The organism is Mesorhizobium sp. M0898 (assembly GCF_040319695.1).
Taxonomy (GTDB): Bacteria; Pseudomonadota; Alphaproteobacteria; order Rhizobiales; family Rhizobiaceae; genus Mesorhizobium.
Genome location: NZ_JAMYOE010000030.1, coordinates 15,036 through 33,134, shown reverse-complemented (window position 1 = coordinate 33,134; position 18,099 = coordinate 15,036). Strand labels below are relative to the sequence as shown.

Genomic DNA, 18,099 nt, shown 5'->3' with positions numbered 1-18,099 from the left:
CGATGACGCTTCGCAAAGGGACCAAGCGATGAGCCTGGCAAGCACCGACTCCATGAAAGCTGGGCCGTCCATGCTGGCGCGGCTCGTCGCGCGGCAGGAATTGGCATTGCTCCTCTGCCTCATCCTGGTGATCGCGTTCTTTTCCTTCACCGCCGAGAATTTCTTCTCCGTGCGCAACATCACCAATGTGCTCGGTCAGGCTTCGCTGGCGCTGACAGCCGGCATCGGCTGCGCCATCGTCTTCATATCAGGCGAGGTCGACATCTCGATCGGCTCGCTGCTGGCGACGATCGCACTGCCGCTGATCATCATCATGAACGACACGAATTCTCTGCTGCTCGGCATCAGCGGCGCGCTGCTGTTCGGGCTGATCATCGGCGTCGTGAATGGCTATCTGACGGCCTATGCCGGCATCAACTCGCTGATCGTGACCCTGGGCACGATGTTCATCATGCGCGGCGGCGTTTATCTCTATACCGGCCAGCGTGCTATTCCAGACGACGCCGCGCTCGACAGCTTCATCGCGCTGTCGGACGGCCGCCTGTTCAACGTCGTTCCCTATTCGGCTGTCATCGCCATCGTCCTGCTCGCCGTCTTCGCCTACGTGATGCAGCACCGGCCGTTCGGGCGGCAGATCTATGCCGTCGGCGGCAATCCGGAAGTGGCACGGCTGGCGGGTTACGACGTGCGCCGCGTCAAGTTCACCTGCTTCATCATCAGCGCGCTGCTGGCGACGGTAGCCGGCATCATCCTGGCAGCCCGCGTCGGTTCGGCGCAGCATACGGCCGGGCTGAATTTCGAGTTCCAGGTCGTCGCCGCCACCGTGCTCGGCGGGGTGAGCCTTGCCGGCGGCATAGGCAGCCTGACCGGCATGGCGCTCGGCGTGCTGATCCTGCAGTTCCTGTCCAACGGGCTGCGCGGTCTCGGCCTGCCGACCGAGTGGCAACTGGTCATCACCGGCATGATCATCATTGCCGCCGTCGCCTTCGACGAAGCAAAGCGCCGGCGCGCCATTGGAGGCTGATATGGATCGTCTCAAAGGGAAAACCGCAATCGTCACTGGCGCCGCCGACGGCATCGGCCACGCGATCAGCGAGGCGATGGCAAGGGAAGGCGCGCACGTCTTCCTCGGCGACATCGCCGACGAGAAGGGTGAAAAATTCGCAGCCGAGCTGCGCGCCGCCGGCCACCGCGCCGACTACATCCATTGCGACGTGGCGGAGGAGGCCGACATCGCCGCCCTGATCGACGCAGCCGTCGGCAAGACCGGCCATCTCGATATTCTCGTCAACAATGCCGCCATCGCCATCGGCGGCATGCCGGTTCACGAAATGAGCGACGAGCAGTGGCACCGGCTGATCGCGGTCAACCTTACCAGCGTGTTCCGCGGCTGCAAATATGCGCTGCCACATATGATCGCGCAGAAATCGGGCTCGATCATCAACATGGCCTCGGCGCAAGGGCATATCGGGCTCGACGGCTGGACCGCCTATGCCGGCGCCAAGGGTGCGGTGATGGCGATGACGCGCCAGATGGCGGTCGAGTTCGGCCCGCTCAACATCCGCGTCAACTCGATCTCGCCCGGCACTATCAACACGCCGATGAACTACAAATTGGTCAAGGAGATCGGCGGCAATCTCGCCAAGGCCTGGGTCAAGATGCATCCGCTCGGCCGCATCGGCAAACCGTCCGAGGTGGCCGAAGCCGCCGTCTATCTGGCCTCCGACGCCGCCGGCTTCACCACCGGTACCGACCTGCGCGTCGACGGCGGCCTCACCGCGGCACCCCGCTACGTACCCGACCTGCTTTGACAACCAACGAGACATGAAATGAACAAAGCCCTCGAAGGCGTCCGCATTCTCGATTTCAGCCATCTGCTGCAAGGGCCGTTCGCCACGCAGCTGCTCGGCGACATGGGCGCCGACATCATCAAGATCGAGCGTGCCGGCGCCGGCGACATGTTCCGCGGCATGACCTTCTTCGCCAAATGGGTCGGCGGCTCCGAAAGCCCGAATTTCCTCGCCTGGAACCGCAACAAGCGCTCCATCGCGCTCAACCTGAAAAGTCGCAAGGTGCATGCCATCATCATGGACATGGCTGAGAAGGCCGATGTGGTGGTGCAGAATTTCCGCCCCGGCGTGCTCGCCAGGCTCGGCTATGGCTACGAGGATTTCAGGGCGGTCAATCCCGCCATCATCTATTGCTCGGGTTCCGGCTATGGCGAGGAAGGCCCCTATGTCGAGCGCCCCGGCCAGGACATGCTGATCCAGGGATTGTCCGGGCTGATCTCCAACACCGGCCGCGGCGATCAGGCTCCTGTTCCGGCCGGTGCCGGCCTGGCCGACCAGATCGGCGCCATGAACATGGTCTACGGCATCCTGTCGGCGCTCTACTATCGCGAGAAGACCGGCAAGGGCCAGAAGATCGAGGTCAATCTGCTCGCCGCCATGCTGGCGCATCTCAATCAGGAATATGTCGCCGTGCTCAATCTCGGCGAGGATTTCGTGCGCCCGAATTCCGGCATCGGCCACCCCGGCATGCAGGCGCCGTTCGGTGTCTATGAGGCGAAGGACGGCGGCTATGTGTCGATCGCCATGAGCCCGTTCAAGACGCTGTATGAAGTGCTGGAGGCGCCGCAGCTTGCTGTCTACGACGATCTGAAGACGCTGTTCGACAGGCGCGACGAGGTGTTCGACAAGGTCAACGCCGAAACCAGGAAGTTTGCCACGCAGGACCTGCTGGCGCGGCTGCTCGCAGCCGACATCTGGTGCGCCGAGGTGAAGGACATAAGGCGCGCAGCCGAGGACCCGCAGGTTAAGCACCTGGGCATGATCACCAGCTACGATCATCCGCGCGGCGGTAAGGTCAGGGTGGTCGCGCCGGCTGTCAAGATGAGCGAGACGCCGCCTACCATAGAGCGGCCGGCGCCGCTGGTCGGCCAGCATGGCCGCGAGATACTGGCCGAGTTCGGCCTTTCCAGCGGCGAGATTGCAGCGCTTGAGGCGTCCGGCGACATGACCGTGGATGCTGCCTGACGATGAGCGTTTACCAGACACTCAGCTTGGAAATATCCGGGCGCGTCGCAGTCGTCACCTTCCGGCGCGCCGATCAGCTCAACGCCATGAACCGGCTGATGCAAAGCGAGATCACCGAGGTTTTCGAGGCGCTGTCGCAGGATGACGGCGTCGGCGCGATCGTGGTGACCGGCGAGGGGCGCGGCTTCATGGCCGGCGCCGACATCAAGGAATACGCTGCCCAGACAGCTATCGAGTTCGACGCCTTCCAGGCCGCCGGCACGCGCATGTACGCAGCGGTCGAGAACAACCGCAAGCCGGTCATCGCCGCGGTCAACGGCTTTGCGCTCGGCGGCGGCATGGAGCTGGTGCTGTGCTGCGACATCGTCATCGCCAACCAGTTCGCGAAGCTCGGCCTGCCCGAGATCAAGCTCGGGCTGGTCCCGGGCGGCGGCGGCACGCAGCGCAGCGTCCAGAAGCTCGGCCGCAACCGCTCCAACCTTTTGCTGATGACCGGCGCCATCGTGCCGGCTTCCGAGTTCGTCGCCGCCGGTCTGGTCAACGAGGTCGTCGATTCCGAAAGGCTGATGCCGCGGGTGCTGGAACTCGCCGGCATGATAGCCGCCGAACCGGCTGCCGCGATCGAGGCATTGAAGGCGCTGACAGCGCACGCCGTGTCGGGCGACTTGGCGGGAGGCCTTGCCATGGAGCGCGACCTACTGGGCGGGCTTTATCGTAGCGAGCCCGGCCAGCAGCGGGTGAAGGCGTTCGCCGAAAAAAGCGCCGCGCGGCCGAAGGCTGCGAAATGACGTCCCTGGTCAAGCAAAACCGGCCGCGCTTCACGGATGTCGAGGGCCTGGCGGCGATGGTCGGCGGCGGCGACGTCTTCGGTGTCGGTGGCCATCATTTTGCCCGGCTGCCGATCGCCCTGCTGCGGGCCATCGCCCGCTTGGGCGTCAAGGATCTTCGCTATGTCTGCTGGGCCGGCGGCCTGCCGCTCGAACTGCTTCTCGAAGCGAATGCCGTGGCGGCGGTCGATATCTGCTTTTCCAGCCTCGATATTTTTGGCTTGCCGCCGCGCTTCCGCGCGGCCGCCGAGACCAATGCCGTGCCGGTCCGCGACTGGACGGCGCTGGCCATGATCCAGGCGCTGCGGGCGGGGCAGCAGAACCTGCCGTCGATGCCGTTTCAGCTTCCGGAGGGTTCGGACATGCTGGCGCGCGTGCCGGGTGCGATCGCCGCGCCCGATCCGATCGCGGGAATCACGACCGGGATCATCCCGGCCTTGCGGCTCGATACGTTCGTCGTCCATGCCCAGCGTGCCGACGAGAGCGGCAATGTCCAGATCATCGGACCACGGGCGCTGGATTTCGCCATGGCCGGCGCGGCGCGCGAGGTGCTGGTGACGGTCGAGGAGATCGTCCCGGTCGGAGCGCTGCGGCAGGATGGTCGGCAGAGCATTTTGACCCGCAACCAGGTGTCGGCGATCGCGCTGTCACCAGGCGGCGCCTATCCCGCCTCCTGCCTGCCATTCTATGTGACGGATTATCAAGCGTTGGCGGGGGCGTTCGCGGCCAAGGAAATACCTTTGCCGGACAGCCTGGGCATGCCTTCGGAAGGCGTGCCGGAGCGGGTTCAAGATGCTGCAAAAGCCCGCGCTGAAACAGTCCTCGCAATGCCCAGGCTCGTGCACGGCAACAAGGAGGCGTCCATCGACGAGATCATCGCCGCCCGCATCGCCGCTGAGCTCGACAACGAGAGCTTTGCCAGTGCCGGCGCGGTGTCGCCGCTCGCCAATGTCGCCTACCGGCTGGCCAAAGCGACGCACGCGCCGGACATGATCATCGCTACCATGAGTTGCGGTCATCTCGACATAGCACCGAGCCCGATGATCCTGTCGCTGATCGAAAGCCTCGATTGCGAGACGGCGGTGGCGCATGCCGGCGGCGACGACACCTATTCGACCTACTATCAGGCCGGCGCGGTGACGCATGAGATCGTCGGTGCCGCGCAGGTCGACCGCCGTGGGCGCGTCAACACCATTGCGCTGCGCAAGCGTGACGGCAGCCTTATCCGGTTGCCCGGGCAAGGCGGCATGGCCGACGTCGCCAACATGCATCGCGATTATCTGCTCTACGTCCCCCGCCATTCCGTGCAGTCGCTGGTCGAGACGGTCGAGATTGCCAGCTCGGCGCGCGGCCTGTTGACTGAGGCCGAACGCGAGCCGATGGGCTATCGGACCGGCGCCGCATTGGTGTTCACCGACCTTTGCGTGTTTCGGCTCGACGGGGAGAGCCGGCAATTGGCCGTCATCGAGACCATGCCGGGCCTGACGCGCCAGCAGCTCCAGGATGCCACCGGCTTTGCCCTGACATTCGATGCCGATTGCCGCGAAGTTGCGCTACCCTCGAACGAGACGCTCGACATCCTGCGAAACCGCATCGACCCGCTCGGCCTGCGGCGCCTCGAATTCGTCAGCGCCAGGGAGCGCAGCGCCCTGATCGCCGAGATCCTCGCCACCGACCGGCGGATGGTCGAGCGCTGCATCGCCGCACAGCGGTCGCATACTGCACCGGATTGAAGGGGGTGCGCATGGCAAAGCCGTTGCTCGAAATGTCGGCCGCGAGGGTCTTCTTCGATGGCATCTTCACCAGCCCGCGCGTCGCGCATCCGGAAGGCGTGGCGATCCATCGCGACGGCTCGATCTGGTGCGGCACCGAAACCGGCGACCTGCTGCGCTTGGCCGCCGATGGCGGCTCGGTCGAACGCATGGGCGGCACGGAAGGCTTTCTGCTCGGCATCGCCTTCGATAGCGCGGGAAACTGTTTTGCATGCGATTTGAGACATTCGGCGACCTTTCGCTGGGATGCCGCGACGGCTGATATGACGCGCTTCGCCTCGGCGGGCATCCGCGTGCCGAACTATCCCGTGATCGACGAGGCGCGCGGCTGGCTCTACGTGTCGGACAGCGTAGGCGAAGACAACCGCTCCGGCATTTTTCGCTACGATTTTAAGACCGGCGAAGGCGGCCTGTGGTGCAGCGAGACCATGGCCTTCGCCAACGGCATGGCGATGGCGCCGGGTGGCGATGGGCTTTACGTCGTGGAAAGCCATGCAGCCTGCCTCAGCTATGTGCCGATCCGTGCCGACGGCACGGCAGGACCTCGCCAGCTCGTCGTGGACGGCGTGAACAACGTTCCCGATGGCGTCGCCTTGGCGCCGGACGGTTCGCTGTTCATCTCATGCTACGAGCCGAGCCGCATCTACCGCTGGCGAAAGGATAGCGGGCTCGAGGTGCTGATCGAGGATCCGGCGGCAACGACGCTCGCCCACCCAACCAACATCGCCTTCAAGGGCGACAAGCTCTACACCGCAAATCTCGGCCGCTGGCACATCACCGAGATCGATTTGAAGGCGATTTCCTAGATCGGGCCGAACCGGGCGGCGTTCCTCAGGGCTATTGGAGGCGGCCGTGACTGGAGCGGATGCGCAACACCTGCACCCGCGACGGCAGCTCGATCAGGAACTCTTCGTCCCGCTCCAGATGGTGGATTTTCGTCGGATCGCCGCCGGTGAACGCCGCCATCGCCTCGACGTTTTCCCAATAGGAGATCGTCACGAATTCCGAATGGGTCGGCGTGTCCTCGCGAAAGGTCTGAACGCCCAGCGCCTTCTCGATCAGCGGCTTGATGCCGGCCTCGTAATTGTAACTCTCGTAGGCATCCGCCTTTTCAGGCGCGGTTCTGCCGCGCCAGATACGAGCGATGGTCGGGGTTTTCTCCGTAGCTTTCTCTGTCATGGCCAATGAATTCCTGCTGGTCTGATTGGTCCGCGGCGTTCGGCAAGGCCAGCCAAGGAACGCATCTCCCCGGCTGGCAGCCTGGTATCCAGTTGCCGGCGACTTTTTATCCTCCCCGGCCGACGAGCTCGCGCTGCCCCAGACAGGCCTCCTGCCGACCGGTAGGAGACTTACTCCTGATCCTCGGCGCCGCCTCCGTGGAAGAAGGACCGGATTTCCTGCATGTCGACGCTGCCGTCACCGTCCTCATCGACGGCGTTGAATATTCGCCCGACGAAATCCTGGACTTCGCTCTGAGAAAGCGCGCCATCGCCGTCCGCATCTACTATGGCGAACATCATTCGCATCTTCGCGCCATGCATCCCGCGTGGAATGCCGCCGCGCCCTCCCATCTCCCACCCTCGCTCAGGCGGGCCCATCCTGTAGTCGCGATGCCAGCGGTCGGGACCTCGCCGTTCTGTCCAGGGCGCGCGATCTTCCTGCATTCTCTCCTCCAGCATCTCAGTCATCATCTGGCGCATCATATCGCGCATGGCATCCTGGCTCTGCCCGATCACTCCGGGCGACGGTTCGGCGCCACGATCCGGTGCCGGCGCGGCGGGCGCAGGTGGGCTCGTCTGGCCGAATGCCGGCGCGGCCAACATGGCCAGCGCCGCGACAATTACAGTGGTTTTGCTTGCGAGCGTCATCGTATTCTCCATCGGTATGAATTGTGGCCGAATATGTCTGCATCCAAGCCAAACCGGCTGCTCGCCTCATGGTTCCTGGGCAGTCGGCACAACGGCGGAAAAGTCCGCCCGATCGCGGCAACGAAAGCTCGTTGTCCACGTTGCCATGGATGGATGCGACGCTCCACCAGGAGGAAAAAATGGCCGACGATAAGAGCAAGCGAGATTTCCGCGAGCGCGACCGCGTTTCTACGGAAGACGACCGTGAAGTCGAGTATTTTGCCCAACAGAACGGCATCACCGCCGATCAGGTCCGCCAGCTGATCAAGAGCTTCGGCAATGATCGCGGGCGCCTGACCGTAGCTGCGAAGGCATTGCGAGGGATTTCACCTGCCGGAGCCGACGAGGTGACCAGGGAAGCCCGCCAGCAGGCGACACCCATGCATCTCGGCAAACCCGACGAGTGATGCCAGGCAACTGCTCTGCCGCTGCCGCGGGCGTCAGAACTTGCGGCTCAAATAGTCCGAGCCGCGCAGGCCGAACCGCCACTCTGCATCGACAGCCTTGGAAATGCCGATCCGGCGGCCTGTCAGAACGGCGCTGGCGTCGCCCGGCTGCCTGAATTCGAATGGCGGCACGTCCAGCGGCAGCCCGTCATGGGATTTGTCGATTGCCAGCGCCTGGCAAAGGCGACCCGGTCCCGAACAAAGCAGCCGGGGATCGTCAACGCCGCGATTGGCCCGCATCACCTCCAGCCCGGATTGCGGTTCGATTGCGCGGACAAGCACGGCACTGCCGGGCAGGCACACGGCATTGAGGCACCAATGCAGGCCATAGGAGCGATAGACATACGCGCTGCCTGGGGCGCCGAACATTGCGCCGTTGCGCACCGTCCTGCCACCGAACGCATGCGAAGCCGGGTCATCCGGGCGATAGGCCTCGGTCTCGACGATGATGCCGCCAACGCCGTGCAAGAGCAGCGAGGCGCCAATCATGTCGCGCGCCACGGTGGTGGCGTCACGGGCAAACAAACGATGGGTCGTGGTCATTGTGCGGCAGACTCGATCGCGCCTGGACCTGGCGCGTCAGCAAGTTCCCGGACCGGACACGAAATGTCCAGCCACAGCTCTCGGATGAAGGTATTCAGCGCAGCATGGCTGCGCCGATGAAAACCGCCGCGGCCAGCACGACGATGGCGGCAATCATCAGCACCGGCCAATATCTGCTCGGTTGGACGTCGGGCTCATCCGTCAGCGGGCGCATCGCATTGGTATAGCTCGCCTGGTTGGTAAACTTCGCCGTTTCATGGCGCGCGGCAGGGCTCTTCGGCGGAGCGTTGCCGGCTGATTCCGCGTCGGTCTCCATGGGAGCCGCAGCCGGGTCGATGCCCGGGGTCTTGTCCCCTTCGCGCCCGGCGTCGATATCGCCCCGCGCTTGAGCCGGGCTTCGCCCAAGAGGTGCTGCGTCGGTCATCGTCGAGGTCCTTTCAGAGCATCGGCCTCAAGCATTCTAACCTGCGTCTCATTTCAAAGTTCCCCCGTTTCAAAATTCCCCGGTTCAAAGTTCCCCGGTTCAAAGTTCCCCCGTTTCAAAGTGCCAACGAGCGGAATCCGCCTGGGCCTGCTTCCAGGAACAACCGGCGATCGAGCGGGTTGAGCAAGCATCGGGAGAGCAACATGGACTTGGTGCGCCACGCGCCCAGATCGGCAGTTCGAAACAGGCTCCAGCGCATGATCTACTTCACCGCCGACACGCATTTCAGCGACCCGCGCATTTTGCGCATCGACCGCCGCCCGTTCGGCTCGCTGGCGGAACATGACCGGTCGCTCGTTGCGTTCTGGAACGAGACTGTCGGGCCGGACGACGAGGTCTGGCATCTCGGCGATTTTGCCAGGGGATCGGCCGCGTTCGTGTCGTCGCTTCTGGCGTCTCTTCATGGCAGCAAGCATTTGATCATCGGCAACAACGATGCTGCGGCCACCATCGAGGCCACAGGTTGGGCGAGCACGCAACACTACAAGGAGCTGGCGCTCGACGGCAGTCTGCTGATCCTTTGTCACTACCCTTTTCGCACCTGGAACCAGATCGGCAGGAAATCGATCGACCTGCATGGCCATTCCCACGGCAGGCTGACCCCGGTCACGCGCCAGTATGACGTCGGCGTCGACAGCTGGGATTTTCGTCCGGTCACGCTGACCACCATGCTTGCCAGCCGCGGCCGAAGGGCGGCGCGGCAAAGCCGTCAAAAAGTCGAGTGATCGAAAGTGCCGGCCGTGCGTTGAGGAATTTCAACGCCAGGGAGCACGCCATGAACAGACGTGAACTGATCGATGCCGACGGCGGCAAGCGTGTCGCAAAGCCCATCCCGCGCGATGCCGCGTTCGACAGCACCTTGGCCCTGCTGCGCGAGGGCTATGACTTCATTTCGGCCCGCTGCCGGCGCATGAACACCGACATCTTTGCGACGCGCCTGATGCTGCGGCCGGCAATCTGTGTCCGTGGTGCCGAGGCTGCCGAGATGTTTTATGGCGGCGACCACTTCACCCGAATTGGTGCGATGCCGCAGACCACGCTGCGTCTGCTGCAGGACAAGGGCAGCGTCCAGGCGCTCGACGGCGCCGCTCACCGCCACCGCAAGGCGCTTTTCCTGTCGATCCTGTTGGATGGTGACCAGATCGAGCGGCTCCGCGCAACCTTCCGTCGCGCCTGGCTCGACCAGCTGGAAGACTGGCAGCGGCGTGACGAGATCGTCCTGTTCGACGCCGTAAACCTCGTCCTGACCCAGGCGGCAGCGGCTTGGGCCGGCATCCCCGCCGACAAGGATCGCGCCGAACTCTGCCGCGAGCTCAGCGGCATGGTCGAGAACGCCGGCGGCATTGGGCCGTCGACCGTGCTGGCGCTGTGGCGGCGACGCCGGACCGAACGCACTATCGGCGAGCTTGTACGGCGCGTTCGAAGCGGCGCGCTTGATTTGCCGGCAAACAGCCCGGTCCGCCTGGTCAGCGAACATGTCGATGCCGAGGGAATGCCGCTCGATCTTGCCAGTGCCGCGGTCGAAATCATCAACATTATCCGTCCAATCGTCGCCATCGGCCGCTTCATCATGTTTGCGGCGCTGGCGCTTCACCAGCACCGCCAATGGTATGACAAGTTCGCCGCCGGCGATGACGACGGGCTGGAAGCCTTCGCCGAGGAGATTCACCGGCTCTACCCGTTCTTCCCGTTCATCGGCGGCCGCGCCCGCCACCCCTTCGAATGGAAGGGCTACCGTTTCCACCAAGGCGACTGGGTCCTGCTCGACCTGCACGGCACCAACCATGATCCGCGCCTGTTTGTGGAGCCGGACCGATTTATCCCGGAGCGCGGCTTGAGCTGGAAAACCCACGGCTTCGACTTCATCCCGCATGGCGGCGGAGATCCGGCGACTACCCATCGCTGCCCCGGAGAAGCCGTCACCGTCGCGCTGATCATGGAAGCGGTTCGCCTGCTGACGCGGTCGATGGCCTACCAGGTGCCTGATCAGGATATGACCGTCTCGCTTGCCCGCATGCCGGCGCGGCCGAAATCCGGGTTCAGGATAGATAATGTGCGGCAAACACCCCGCTGAAAGGCTGCCGGTCGAACCGGAACCTCTGCGGAGCTGAGGCGTTCGAAAATTGCAAGGCGTAAAGGCAAACGCAATGGCTCAGAAGATCACGACAGGCGCGAACGACCGGCCGCGCAATGAAACCATCGGCCAATCCGGCGAAGGCCTGCCGGACGACAGCAGCAGGCCGCTCGAGGTCGACGAAGGCTGGGTCGCCCGGCTGAGAAACAAGCTGCAGGGCAACCCCCGGCAAGCCGCTCAGACCAACACGGACGAAGTCCCCGCAGGCACTCCAGGCGCTGGCGAGAATATTTGCCGCCGCTGTGCAGGGTCAGGCATGATCGACGGCCGCACCTGCCCCGAATGCGGCGGAACCGGCAAGGTGATGACGCCGATAGGCGGAGGCTGAGCAATTCCAGGAAAAGTGTGAAGCGGTTTTCCGTCCGGTATTTGCGTCAAACAATAAGATAGACAGGTTCTGCGTTTCCGCGGAACGATGAACCGTCCAGCGCCGGTCAGATCGCCGGCACCCACTTCCAGAACACGCCCTCCTTGCGGTCGGGGTAATGCTTGAACTCGCATTCGAAGCGCCAGCCATAGTTCTTGGCGGTGGCAAGCGCCTCTTTGCTGACCGGGTTCATGCCGGTTCCCGGCGCAAACCAGTCCTCCAGCAAGTCGTCGGGGATATAGGCGCCGATCCTCAAAGGCAGCTTTTCGAGGACGACATCCATTTCAGGTGGTGCAGGCACGGGGGCGCTCCTTTGAAACCTACCCGCGAAGAAGCCGTTTAACGCCAAGCGGGTTCATTCTTCTGTTCATAGTCCTGGAACGCCTTCTGGAGACCGCCGATCACCTCGGCAGACGTCTCGAACATCGCCTTCAGCTGCGGCTCATCGACCTTCTCGATGTCCTCGCGAAGGTGCTGCTTCACCTCCTCCAACTTTTTCTGCATTTTCTGCGTGTGGTGGCGTGGATCGCGGTCGGCAGCGCTAGTCATGATCAATCTCCAATTTGTGGATCTCGGAGAACTCGCCCGGCTCTGAGGATCGACAGGCGGGTTTGCAGCGTAAACGGCTTGCCGATAGCTGTGGTTCCCGACTGCGGATGCGGTCTTCGCGCGCCCTGCGCGCCGTTCCTTCTTTCAACCGCCCGATAGCAAGTCCGAAGGGCGCTTGCCGCGAATTCAAGACGCAAGCAGTGGCAAACGAGCATAGATGAAACTGAGAACTGGTGGCGTCTCTGGCCAAGGACGGCAATCCACCACCTATAGCCTACGCCTCGTCCGCGATCCATTCGAGCGAGGCGCCATGCGGGTCAGTCCAAGCTAGAGGGGAGCCGTTCGCAGATAGGAGGAAGCGGCCAGGCGGCCAGCTTGTTCCGGTGCGTGTGGCGATGGACGGGAAGACGCGAGGGAACTCGTTCGATACCCAATAAGGCGCGAGACGCATCGCCTGCTCGGCGAAAGCTTCTCTGTCACCAAGGTCGGAGACATAGTCGAGGACGGCTGTGTGAAAGATGACGAGTGTAGCGTCGTTTGGCGCTTGGTTGCAGAGTTGCACGAGGTCGCTCCCGCGCAGGTCGCCCTTCACCACCCGAGGTTTGACTGTGGCAGCGATCTTTAGGGCCGCCCGCAGATTGGCAAGCCGTGCTGTCTGTTCCGGCCAGACCAGTGTCTCAAGCCATGCGACTTGCGAGTCGTCCGAAGCATCTATCGGGCTCAGGTCCAATCCCGCCCGCCAGACGACTTGCGGCAAGGCCGTCGGCAATGGCGTTGTTTCGCTGGCGAGGCATCGGAAGACAGGCGGCTCCAAGGCCATTGCAGGTGCGCGGATCACCTTGCGTCCGTAGTCATAGCCGTAGAGGTCGGGCATGAGGCAGAGCCCTGCGGAGGTCCCGACCTCGATGAGGGCCAGCGGCTGCGGCAAACGCGCCAGGACGGGGAGCAGGGTGGCGCATCTTCCCGGCTCGTTGGTTTGCGTTGAGCGCTCGAGCATGAGCGAGCGGATAGCGTCGGGATTAGCCTGAAGCGCCTGGCGAAGCTCGGTCCACCCTGTCGGCGTGCCGAACAGGTGACGCACCGCTGCAAGTAGAAGGTTCGGTTGCCGCTTTAGGTCCGGAAGAGTCGACAGGAAACCGAGCGCCTCCCGATCCCCAGCGACTGCCCGAGCCAACTCCTCGTAGAGCGGCGAGCGACCGCGAGCTTCCGTATCGGCGAAGCGAATATATCGGGCTGAGATCTCGGCCAAGCCCTCCTCGTCCATATCCGCTGATCCTCGGTCCCGACGTCCCATCACAATACACGATCCACGGATCTGATTGGACCAGGCCACGGCGTTTTTACACAGGCTTGACCCCAGCGGACTTGCCGCGGTCGCCTACTTAACCGTTGCGTTATGAGGTCGTACGCAATCCAAAATCTGGGGAACTGTCCCTAATTGGTGTCTCACCCAGGGATGCGGTCCACCATGTCTCCGGTATAAACCGCAACCCATGTCTCCGGGTTGGACAATTTGAGATTTGGCGCACCCGACAGGATTCGAACCTGTGACCTCTGCCTTCGGAGGGCAGCGCTCTATCCAGCTGAGCTACGGGTGCCTTCAGGATCGGTGATCCCAAAAACGAACCAGCCGGTAAACCGGCCAGCCACGGCTTCTTAGCGGAAGCAGGCGCCGGCTTCAACGGGCAATCGCCAGCGGGCTCAAACTGCCGTAGCAGCCCGGGGGAGACAGACACCGTCCCGTCCGCCGCCACCGCCTGCTCATTCGGTCACGGTAAGCACCGCCTTGCCGCTGATGCTGCGCTGCCGCAGCGCGTCGAGGGCTTGACCGACGTCCCGCCACGGCACGGTGAGGACCACCCGCGTTTCGAGCCGGCCGGCTGCGATCGGCGCGAGCAGCGAGGCGATGTCGGCGCCTACCTCCGGACCAGAAGCGTAGTAGGCGAAGGTCTGCAGCCGCGCACCTTCGTGCCCCGGAACGAACTGGCGGAAGCCGATGGGCGTGAGTTCGCCGCGGCTCGAGCCGAACATGACGACGGTCCCGCCGGGCGCGATCCGTTCGATCGCGTGGGCGAGGCTATCGCCGCCCACCGATTCGGTAATCAGCGAGAACAGTCCTTCGGTCAGCTCGATCGTTTCGACGACCCGCTCGGCTCCGAGGCCGCGGAGATCGTCGGCATGCCGTTCAGCGGCGACCGCCACCACCGACGCGCCCTGCTGGCGGGCGATCTGGATCTGGAAACGGCCGACCGCGCCGCTTGCGCCGGTAATCAGGACCCGCTGGCCGGCCAGGTCGCCGCCGAGGCGCAGGGTCCGCAGCGCGGTCGTGCCCGCGACCGGAACAGTGGCGGCGGAGACGAAGCTGACGTCGTCCGGCAGGACGGCGAGGTGGTCGGTCGGAACGGCGACCCGTTCGGCCCACCCGGCCTCGTCGACCAGAGCCGCAACCCGGGCGCCGACGGCCGGCCCGGAGCCGTCGGCCGCGGCGCGCTCGACAATTCCGGCGACGTCCTGGCCAGGCACCCAGCCGTTCGGACGGATGTTGAGCAAGCGCAGTTCGCCGCGGTTCAGCGAGACTGCCCGGACCGAGACCAGCGCCTCATGCGGGGCGGGCTCGGGCTCACCAAGCTCGGCGAGCCGCAACCCGGTGGCGCTGTCGGAAGATGTGACCAAGGCGAGCATTGGTATCGTCCCTTCTTGCTGCGTGGCGGACGCCAGCCTGTTTTCGTGCGCCGGGCTTGTTGGTCCGACGTTCAGAACGCAAGCAGGGCATGACTAAATGGAAGTCCGCCTGTCGGCTTCTGAGTTACTCATCCCTAAACTATCGACTTTCCTGTTTGAGTAATTTAGATATCTTGGCAGTCGATCGCTAAAAACAGTCAATGTGAGACAGCCGCTCCGCTACCCCTGGCCTTTCGATCCGGATGACGTCCTCGCCCCGGCAATCGCCGTGCGCGTTGACGTTACCGAAACCGGGGCGGAGGTGCCGGACCACCACCATCGCAAGGGGCAACTCGTCTTCGCGCTGGGCGGCGGCGTCACATGTCGCGTCCCCAGCGGTCTGTGGATGGTGCCGCCGCATTGCGCGGTGTGGATTCCCGGCGACATGGAGCACAGCAATATCGCGACCGCCAATGCCCGGATTTTCTTCGTCTATATCGAACCGGGAGCTGCCGACCTGCCGGACCGGTGCTGCACGCTTTCGATCACGCCGTTGCTGCGCGAGCTCATCATAGAGCTGACGGATCGCGTTGAGGACGATGACGCGAGGGGCGAGCTCCTGACCAGGGCTCTGCTCACCGAACTGCCGCGCATGCCTGTCCAGCAGCTGCATTTGCCGATCTCGTCCGAGCCGCGCTTGAGGCGCATCGCGGCGGCGTTGGCGCAAGATCCTGCCGATCGCAGCACCCTGGCGGAATGGGCCAGTCGCGTCGCGCTCAGCGAGAGCAGTCTCGCACGTCTCGTGGTGAAGGAGACAGGGCTGACCTTCGGGCGCTGGCGCCAGCAACTGCACCTGATCGTCGCAATGCGCGAGCTGGCCTCCGGCGCCAGCGTGCAACAGGTTTCGGCCGATCTCGGTTACGAATCGGTCACCGCCTTCATCACCATGTTCAAGAAAGCGCTTGGCAAGCCGCCGGCAAAGTATCTCAGCAGTGTCGCGCAAAACGGCGGCTCTGCGTTTGTCGCCTGAACCCGCACGCGGTCAACACTCGGACTTCAACTATCACTGCTCCTCGGCATACAGCAGCCGCGTCTTTGCCTCGGAGGTCGGCAACAGGCTGCGCTGGATCAGCGCCTCGACGTGGTCGTTGCGCTGGCGCGCGCTGTCGGCGCCCATCACCACGATGATCAGCCTGTGCCCGTCCGCATTATAGGAGGTGACGATGTTGAAGCCCGAAGCCCTGATGTAGCCGGTCTTGATGCCGTCGACCCCGCGCACCCGGCCGAGCATGTCATTGTGGCCGCGCACCAGCCTGCCGCGGAACATGAAGTCGCTTTCAGAGAAATAGTGGAAATGCTGCGGGAAGCGGGCGTGCAGCGCCATGCCGAGCACCGCCATGTCGCGCGCGCTCGTGTGCTGGTCGCCGTCCGGCAGGCCCGAGGCGTTGCGGAACACGGTGCTGCTCATGCCGATCTGGCGCGCCTTGGCGGTCATCATGCCGGCGAACGCCTCTTCGCTGCCGCCGAGATATTCGGCAATTGCGACCGCCACGTCATTGGCCGATTTGACGATGATGGCGCGGATCGCCGAATCGACGTCGATGGTCTCGCCGCGCCTGAACCGCAGCTTGGTCGGCGGCTGCCGGGCGGCGTTGTCCGACACCGGAATTTGCGTCTCCTTGCTGATGCGGCCAGAATCCAGCGCCTCGAACAGGAGGTAGAGCGTCATCATCTTGGTCAGCGACGCCGGATAACGCGGCGCCGTCGAATTGACCTCGAACAGCGTCTTGCCGGTGCCGGCATCGATGACCATGGCGGCATATTTCTGCGGCGGCGCCGGTACGGCCAGCACGCTGTCGGGCGGCGTGACAGTCGTGCAGCCGGCAGCAAACAGCAGCAGCGCCAGCACAGCGACGCATTTGTGGACGGACGAAAAGAACCGGAAGGCGGACAAGTCAGTTCCGAAGGCAGGCTGTTTCTGAGACGACGCGAAGCTATCTTAACGCAAAGGCACAGTCCATTTGGTTAATATCGGTCGGGGCCTCGAACGGTGCCCTGTCCACAGGCCGACGTGGCGCCGCCTGATGTGAATTGCCGGCCACCGCGCTTGCGCAACCGGCGGCGAGTGGGCTTTGCTGGCGCCGGCAGAATCGGGCCGCCAGAATCGGGCTGGCAGAATCGGGCTGAATCGGTAGGTGCACATGGATATGGTCACGATCACGGCGAAGGGCATTTCGGTATCGGTCGATCTTGCCGTCGGCCATCTCGCCGACATGACGGTCGATATCGATGGCCGCCGGCTGAAGCCGCTGCATCGCGCACCCTGGGTCGGCGAGCCGCGCGAGATGCTGCCGAAAGACCTGCCCGAAGGGACGGTCCACCTGTCCGGCGATTTCCTCTGCGCACCCTTCTCGATCAGCGACGTCGAAGCGGCACCTTTGCATGGCTGGCCGGCAAATAGTCGCTGGGACGTCGTCGACAGCGCGGCAGCGGCCGACGGCTGGCGCGCCGTCTTCCGCCTGCAGCGCCCGGTCATGGGCGCAACCGTCGACAAGATCCTGACCTTGCGCGACGATCATCCCTTTCTCTATCAGGAGCACGTCTTTTCCGGCGGCGCCGGCGCCATTCCCGTCGCCCACCACCCGATGACGGTGATGACGGCCGGCGGCAGGCTAGCGTTCTCGCCGAAGCGCCTTGCCGCAACGCCGAGTGAGGCGCCGGAGCCCGATCCGGCCCGCGGCCGCTCGTTGCTCGCCTACCCGGCGCGAACCGCCGACCTGACGCGCTTTCCCGCTGCCGACGGCGGCACGATTGACCTGACCACCTATCGCATGGACCAGCTGCGTGAGGACTTCGTCACGCTGGTCGAAGCCGACCATGGCGGACCGGGCTGGACGGCGCTGGCGCGCCAGGCGGAAGCCGACCTCGTGCTGGTGCTGAAGAACCCGGCCGAACTGCCGGTCACCATGCTGTGGGTCAGCAATGGCGGGCGCGACTATGCGCCGTGGAGCGGCCGCCACCGCGGCGTGCTCGGCATCGAGGACGGCCGCACGGCCGTCGGCCACGCCGCATCGCTCGGCGACAATTGGCTGAAGCGCGAAGGCGTGGCGACCGCCTTTGCCCTTTCCGAAGGGCGCCGCTTTTCGTTCCGCCATGTCATCGGCGCGCTGCCTTGGCCATCCGGCGAGCCGCCGCACGACGTCACGACCTCGCCGGGCCGCATGCGTATCCTGGCGGCTGACGGTGCCGTGCGCGACATCGGCTTCGACGGCGATTTCCTGCGGATCGGTCAATCCAGGCCCGATTGAAGGCTTGGCACAATCCGGCGTTTGAAATTTCCGAAAACTGCCGCCAAAATGCGCCAGAACCACCGT

General features: G+C 64.2%; 21 protein-coding genes and 1 tRNA gene. 12 read left to right on the top strand and 10 right to left on the bottom strand.

The window, feature by feature from the left end; all coding sequences use genetic code 11:
• Nucleotides 1–28 precede the first annotated feature (28 nt).
• From NKH90_RS25000 to NKH90_RS24975, 6 genes are read left to right on the top strand one after another with little or no spacing between them, the layout of a single operon-like run.
• Nucleotides 29–1,024 (top strand): ABC transporter permease, encoded by a 996-nt coding sequence (locus NKH90_RS25000; protein WP_352821586.1) that lies wholly within the window; start codon nucleotides 29–31, stop codon nucleotides 1,022–1,024.
• 1 nt (nucleotide 1,025) lies between these two features.
• Nucleotides 1,026–1,811: an SDR family NAD(P)-dependent oxidoreductase gene (locus NKH90_RS24995; RefSeq protein WP_352821584.1), complete on the top strand. Its 786-nt coding sequence runs from the start codon at nucleotides 1,026–1,028 to the stop codon at nucleotides 1,809–1,811.
• A gap of 18 nt (nucleotides 1,812–1,829) precedes the next feature.
• Nucleotides 1,830–3,035 carry a CaiB/BaiF CoA transferase family protein gene (locus tag NKH90_RS24990; protein WP_352682376.1) on the top strand — a complete coding sequence of 402 codons (1,206 nt, stop codon included), beginning with the start codon at nucleotides 1,830–1,832 and terminating at the stop codon, nucleotides 3,033–3,035.
• Between the two features lie 2 nt (nucleotides 3,036–3,037).
• The gene (locus NKH90_RS24985) at nucleotides 3,038–3,823 is read left to right on the top strand and encodes an enoyl-CoA hydratase/isomerase family protein (RefSeq protein ID WP_352821582.1); all 786 of its coding nucleotides are present in this window, start codon (nucleotides 3,038–3,040) and stop codon (nucleotides 3,821–3,823) included.
• Nucleotides 3,820–5,595, top strand: coding sequence for a CoA-transferase (locus NKH90_RS24980; protein WP_352821580.1), 1,776 nt, complete (start codon nucleotides 3,820–3,822; stop codon nucleotides 5,593–5,595). The genes NKH90_RS24985 and NKH90_RS24980 overlap by 4 nt, the downstream gene beginning before the upstream one ends.
• Nucleotides 5,596–5,606: 11 nt before the next feature.
• On the top strand, nucleotides 5,607–6,440 hold the full coding sequence (locus tag NKH90_RS24975; RefSeq protein ID WP_352821578.1) for an SMP-30/gluconolactonase/LRE family protein: 834 nt from the start codon (nucleotides 5,607–5,609) through the stop codon (nucleotides 6,438–6,440).
• A gap of 31 nt (nucleotides 6,441–6,471) precedes the next feature.
• Here NKH90_RS24975 and NKH90_RS24970 read toward each other — a convergent pair whose 3' ends face one another.
• Nucleotides 6,472–6,813: an antibiotic biosynthesis monooxygenase family protein gene (locus NKH90_RS24970; protein WP_352821576.1), complete on the bottom strand. Its 342-nt coding sequence runs from the start codon at nucleotides 6,811–6,813 to the stop codon at nucleotides 6,472–6,474.
• A 170-nt stretch (nucleotides 6,814–6,983) separates the two neighbouring features.
• Nucleotides 6,984–7,502: an EF-hand domain-containing protein gene (locus NKH90_RS24965; RefSeq protein ID WP_352539895.1), complete on the bottom strand. Its 519-nt coding sequence runs from the start codon at nucleotides 7,500–7,502 to the stop codon at nucleotides 6,984–6,986.
• Nucleotides 7,503–7,525: 23 nt separating this feature from the next.
• Between NKH90_RS24965 and NKH90_RS24960 the strand changes: the two genes are divergently transcribed.
• The gene (locus tag NKH90_RS24960) at nucleotides 7,526–7,948 is read left to right on the top strand and encodes a DUF3606 domain-containing protein (RefSeq protein WP_352539896.1); all 423 of its coding nucleotides are present in this window, start codon (nucleotides 7,526–7,528) and stop codon (nucleotides 7,946–7,948) included.
• Between the two features lie 33 nt (nucleotides 7,949–7,981).
• On the opposite strand, the gene NKH90_RS24955 is transcribed toward NKH90_RS24960, so the two are convergent.
• Nucleotides 7,982–8,530 carry a DNA-3-methyladenine glycosylase gene (locus tag NKH90_RS24955; protein WP_352821575.1) on the bottom strand — a complete coding sequence of 183 codons (549 nt, stop codon included), beginning with the start codon at nucleotides 8,528–8,530 and terminating at the stop codon, nucleotides 7,982–7,984.
• Between the two features lie 94 nt (nucleotides 8,531–8,624).
• Nucleotides 8,625–8,954 (bottom strand): hypothetical protein, encoded by a 330-nt coding sequence (locus tag NKH90_RS24950; protein ID WP_352821572.1) that lies wholly within the window; start codon nucleotides 8,952–8,954, stop codon nucleotides 8,625–8,627.
• A 257-nt stretch (nucleotides 8,955–9,211) separates the two neighbouring features.
• On the opposite strand from NKH90_RS24950, the gene NKH90_RS24945 reads away from it, so the two are divergent.
• The 3 genes from NKH90_RS24945 (at nucleotide 9,212) to NKH90_RS24935 (ending at nucleotide 11,476) form a co-directional block, all read left to right on the top strand.
• Nucleotides 9,212–9,739 carry a metallophosphoesterase gene (locus NKH90_RS24945; protein ID WP_352821632.1) on the top strand — a complete coding sequence of 176 codons (528 nt, stop codon included), beginning with the start codon at nucleotides 9,212–9,214 and terminating at the stop codon, nucleotides 9,737–9,739.
• 50 nt (nucleotides 9,740–9,789) lie between these two features.
• A complete protein-coding gene (locus NKH90_RS24940; RefSeq protein ID WP_352821570.1) occupies nucleotides 9,790–11,088 on the top strand; it encodes a cytochrome P450 in 1,299 nt (432 codons plus the stop codon).
• A 73-nt stretch (nucleotides 11,089–11,161) separates the two neighbouring features.
• A complete protein-coding gene (locus NKH90_RS24935) occupies nucleotides 11,162–11,476 on the top strand; it encodes a hypothetical protein (protein ID WP_352474772.1) in 315 nt (104 codons plus the stop codon).
• Between the two features lie 106 nt (nucleotides 11,477–11,582).
• Here the strand turns inward: NKH90_RS24935 and NKH90_RS24930 are convergent, their stop codons facing one another.
• The 5 genes from NKH90_RS24930 to NKH90_RS24910 all read right to left on the bottom strand — a co-directional run bounded on the left by NKH90_RS24930 (nucleotide 11,583) and on the right by NKH90_RS24910 (nucleotide 14,746).
• Nucleotides 11,583–11,816, bottom strand: coding sequence for a hypothetical protein (locus tag NKH90_RS24930; RefSeq protein WP_352474765.1), 234 nt, complete (start codon nucleotides 11,814–11,816; stop codon nucleotides 11,583–11,585).
• Between the two features lie 38 nt (nucleotides 11,817–11,854).
• The gene (locus tag NKH90_RS24925; protein WP_352474763.1) at nucleotides 11,855–12,064 is read right to left on the bottom strand and encodes a hypothetical protein; all 210 of its coding nucleotides are present in this window, start codon (nucleotides 12,062–12,064) and stop codon (nucleotides 11,855–11,857) included.
• A 274-nt stretch (nucleotides 12,065–12,338) separates the two neighbouring features.
• Nucleotides 12,339–13,328 carry a DUF2332 domain-containing protein gene (locus NKH90_RS24920; protein ID WP_352821567.1) on the bottom strand — a complete coding sequence of 330 codons (990 nt, stop codon included), beginning with the start codon at nucleotides 13,326–13,328 and terminating at the stop codon, nucleotides 12,339–12,341.
• A gap of 257 nt (nucleotides 13,329–13,585) precedes the next feature.
• Nucleotides 13,586–13,662 (bottom strand) — tRNA-Arg (locus NKH90_RS24915).
• 163 nt (nucleotides 13,663–13,825) lie between these two features.
• Nucleotides 13,826–14,746, bottom strand: coding sequence for a zinc-binding dehydrogenase (locus NKH90_RS24910; protein ID WP_352501145.1), 921 nt, complete (start codon nucleotides 14,744–14,746; stop codon nucleotides 13,826–13,828).
• A 202-nt stretch (nucleotides 14,747–14,948) separates the two neighbouring features.
• Here NKH90_RS24910 and NKH90_RS24905 point away from each other — a divergent pair, with 202 nt between their 5' ends.
• A complete protein-coding gene (locus tag NKH90_RS24905) occupies nucleotides 14,949–15,755 on the top strand; it encodes an AraC family transcriptional regulator (protein WP_352474758.1) in 807 nt (268 codons plus the stop codon).
• 33 nt (nucleotides 15,756–15,788) lie between these two features.
• Here NKH90_RS24905 and NKH90_RS24900 read toward each other — a convergent pair whose 3' ends face one another.
• Complete coding sequence (locus tag NKH90_RS24900; RefSeq protein WP_352821564.1) at nucleotides 15,789–16,679, bottom strand: D-alanyl-D-alanine carboxypeptidase family protein; 891 nt, start codon at nucleotides 16,677–16,679, stop codon at nucleotides 15,789–15,791.
• Nucleotides 16,680–16,926: 247 nt separating this feature from the next.
• Here NKH90_RS24900 and NKH90_RS24895 point away from each other — a divergent pair, with 247 nt between their 5' ends.
• Nucleotides 16,927–18,033 carry a hypothetical protein gene (locus NKH90_RS24895; protein WP_352821562.1) on the top strand — a complete coding sequence of 369 codons (1,107 nt, stop codon included), beginning with the start codon at nucleotides 16,927–16,929 and terminating at the stop codon, nucleotides 18,031–18,033.
• Nucleotides 18,034–18,099 lie beyond the last annotated feature (66 nt).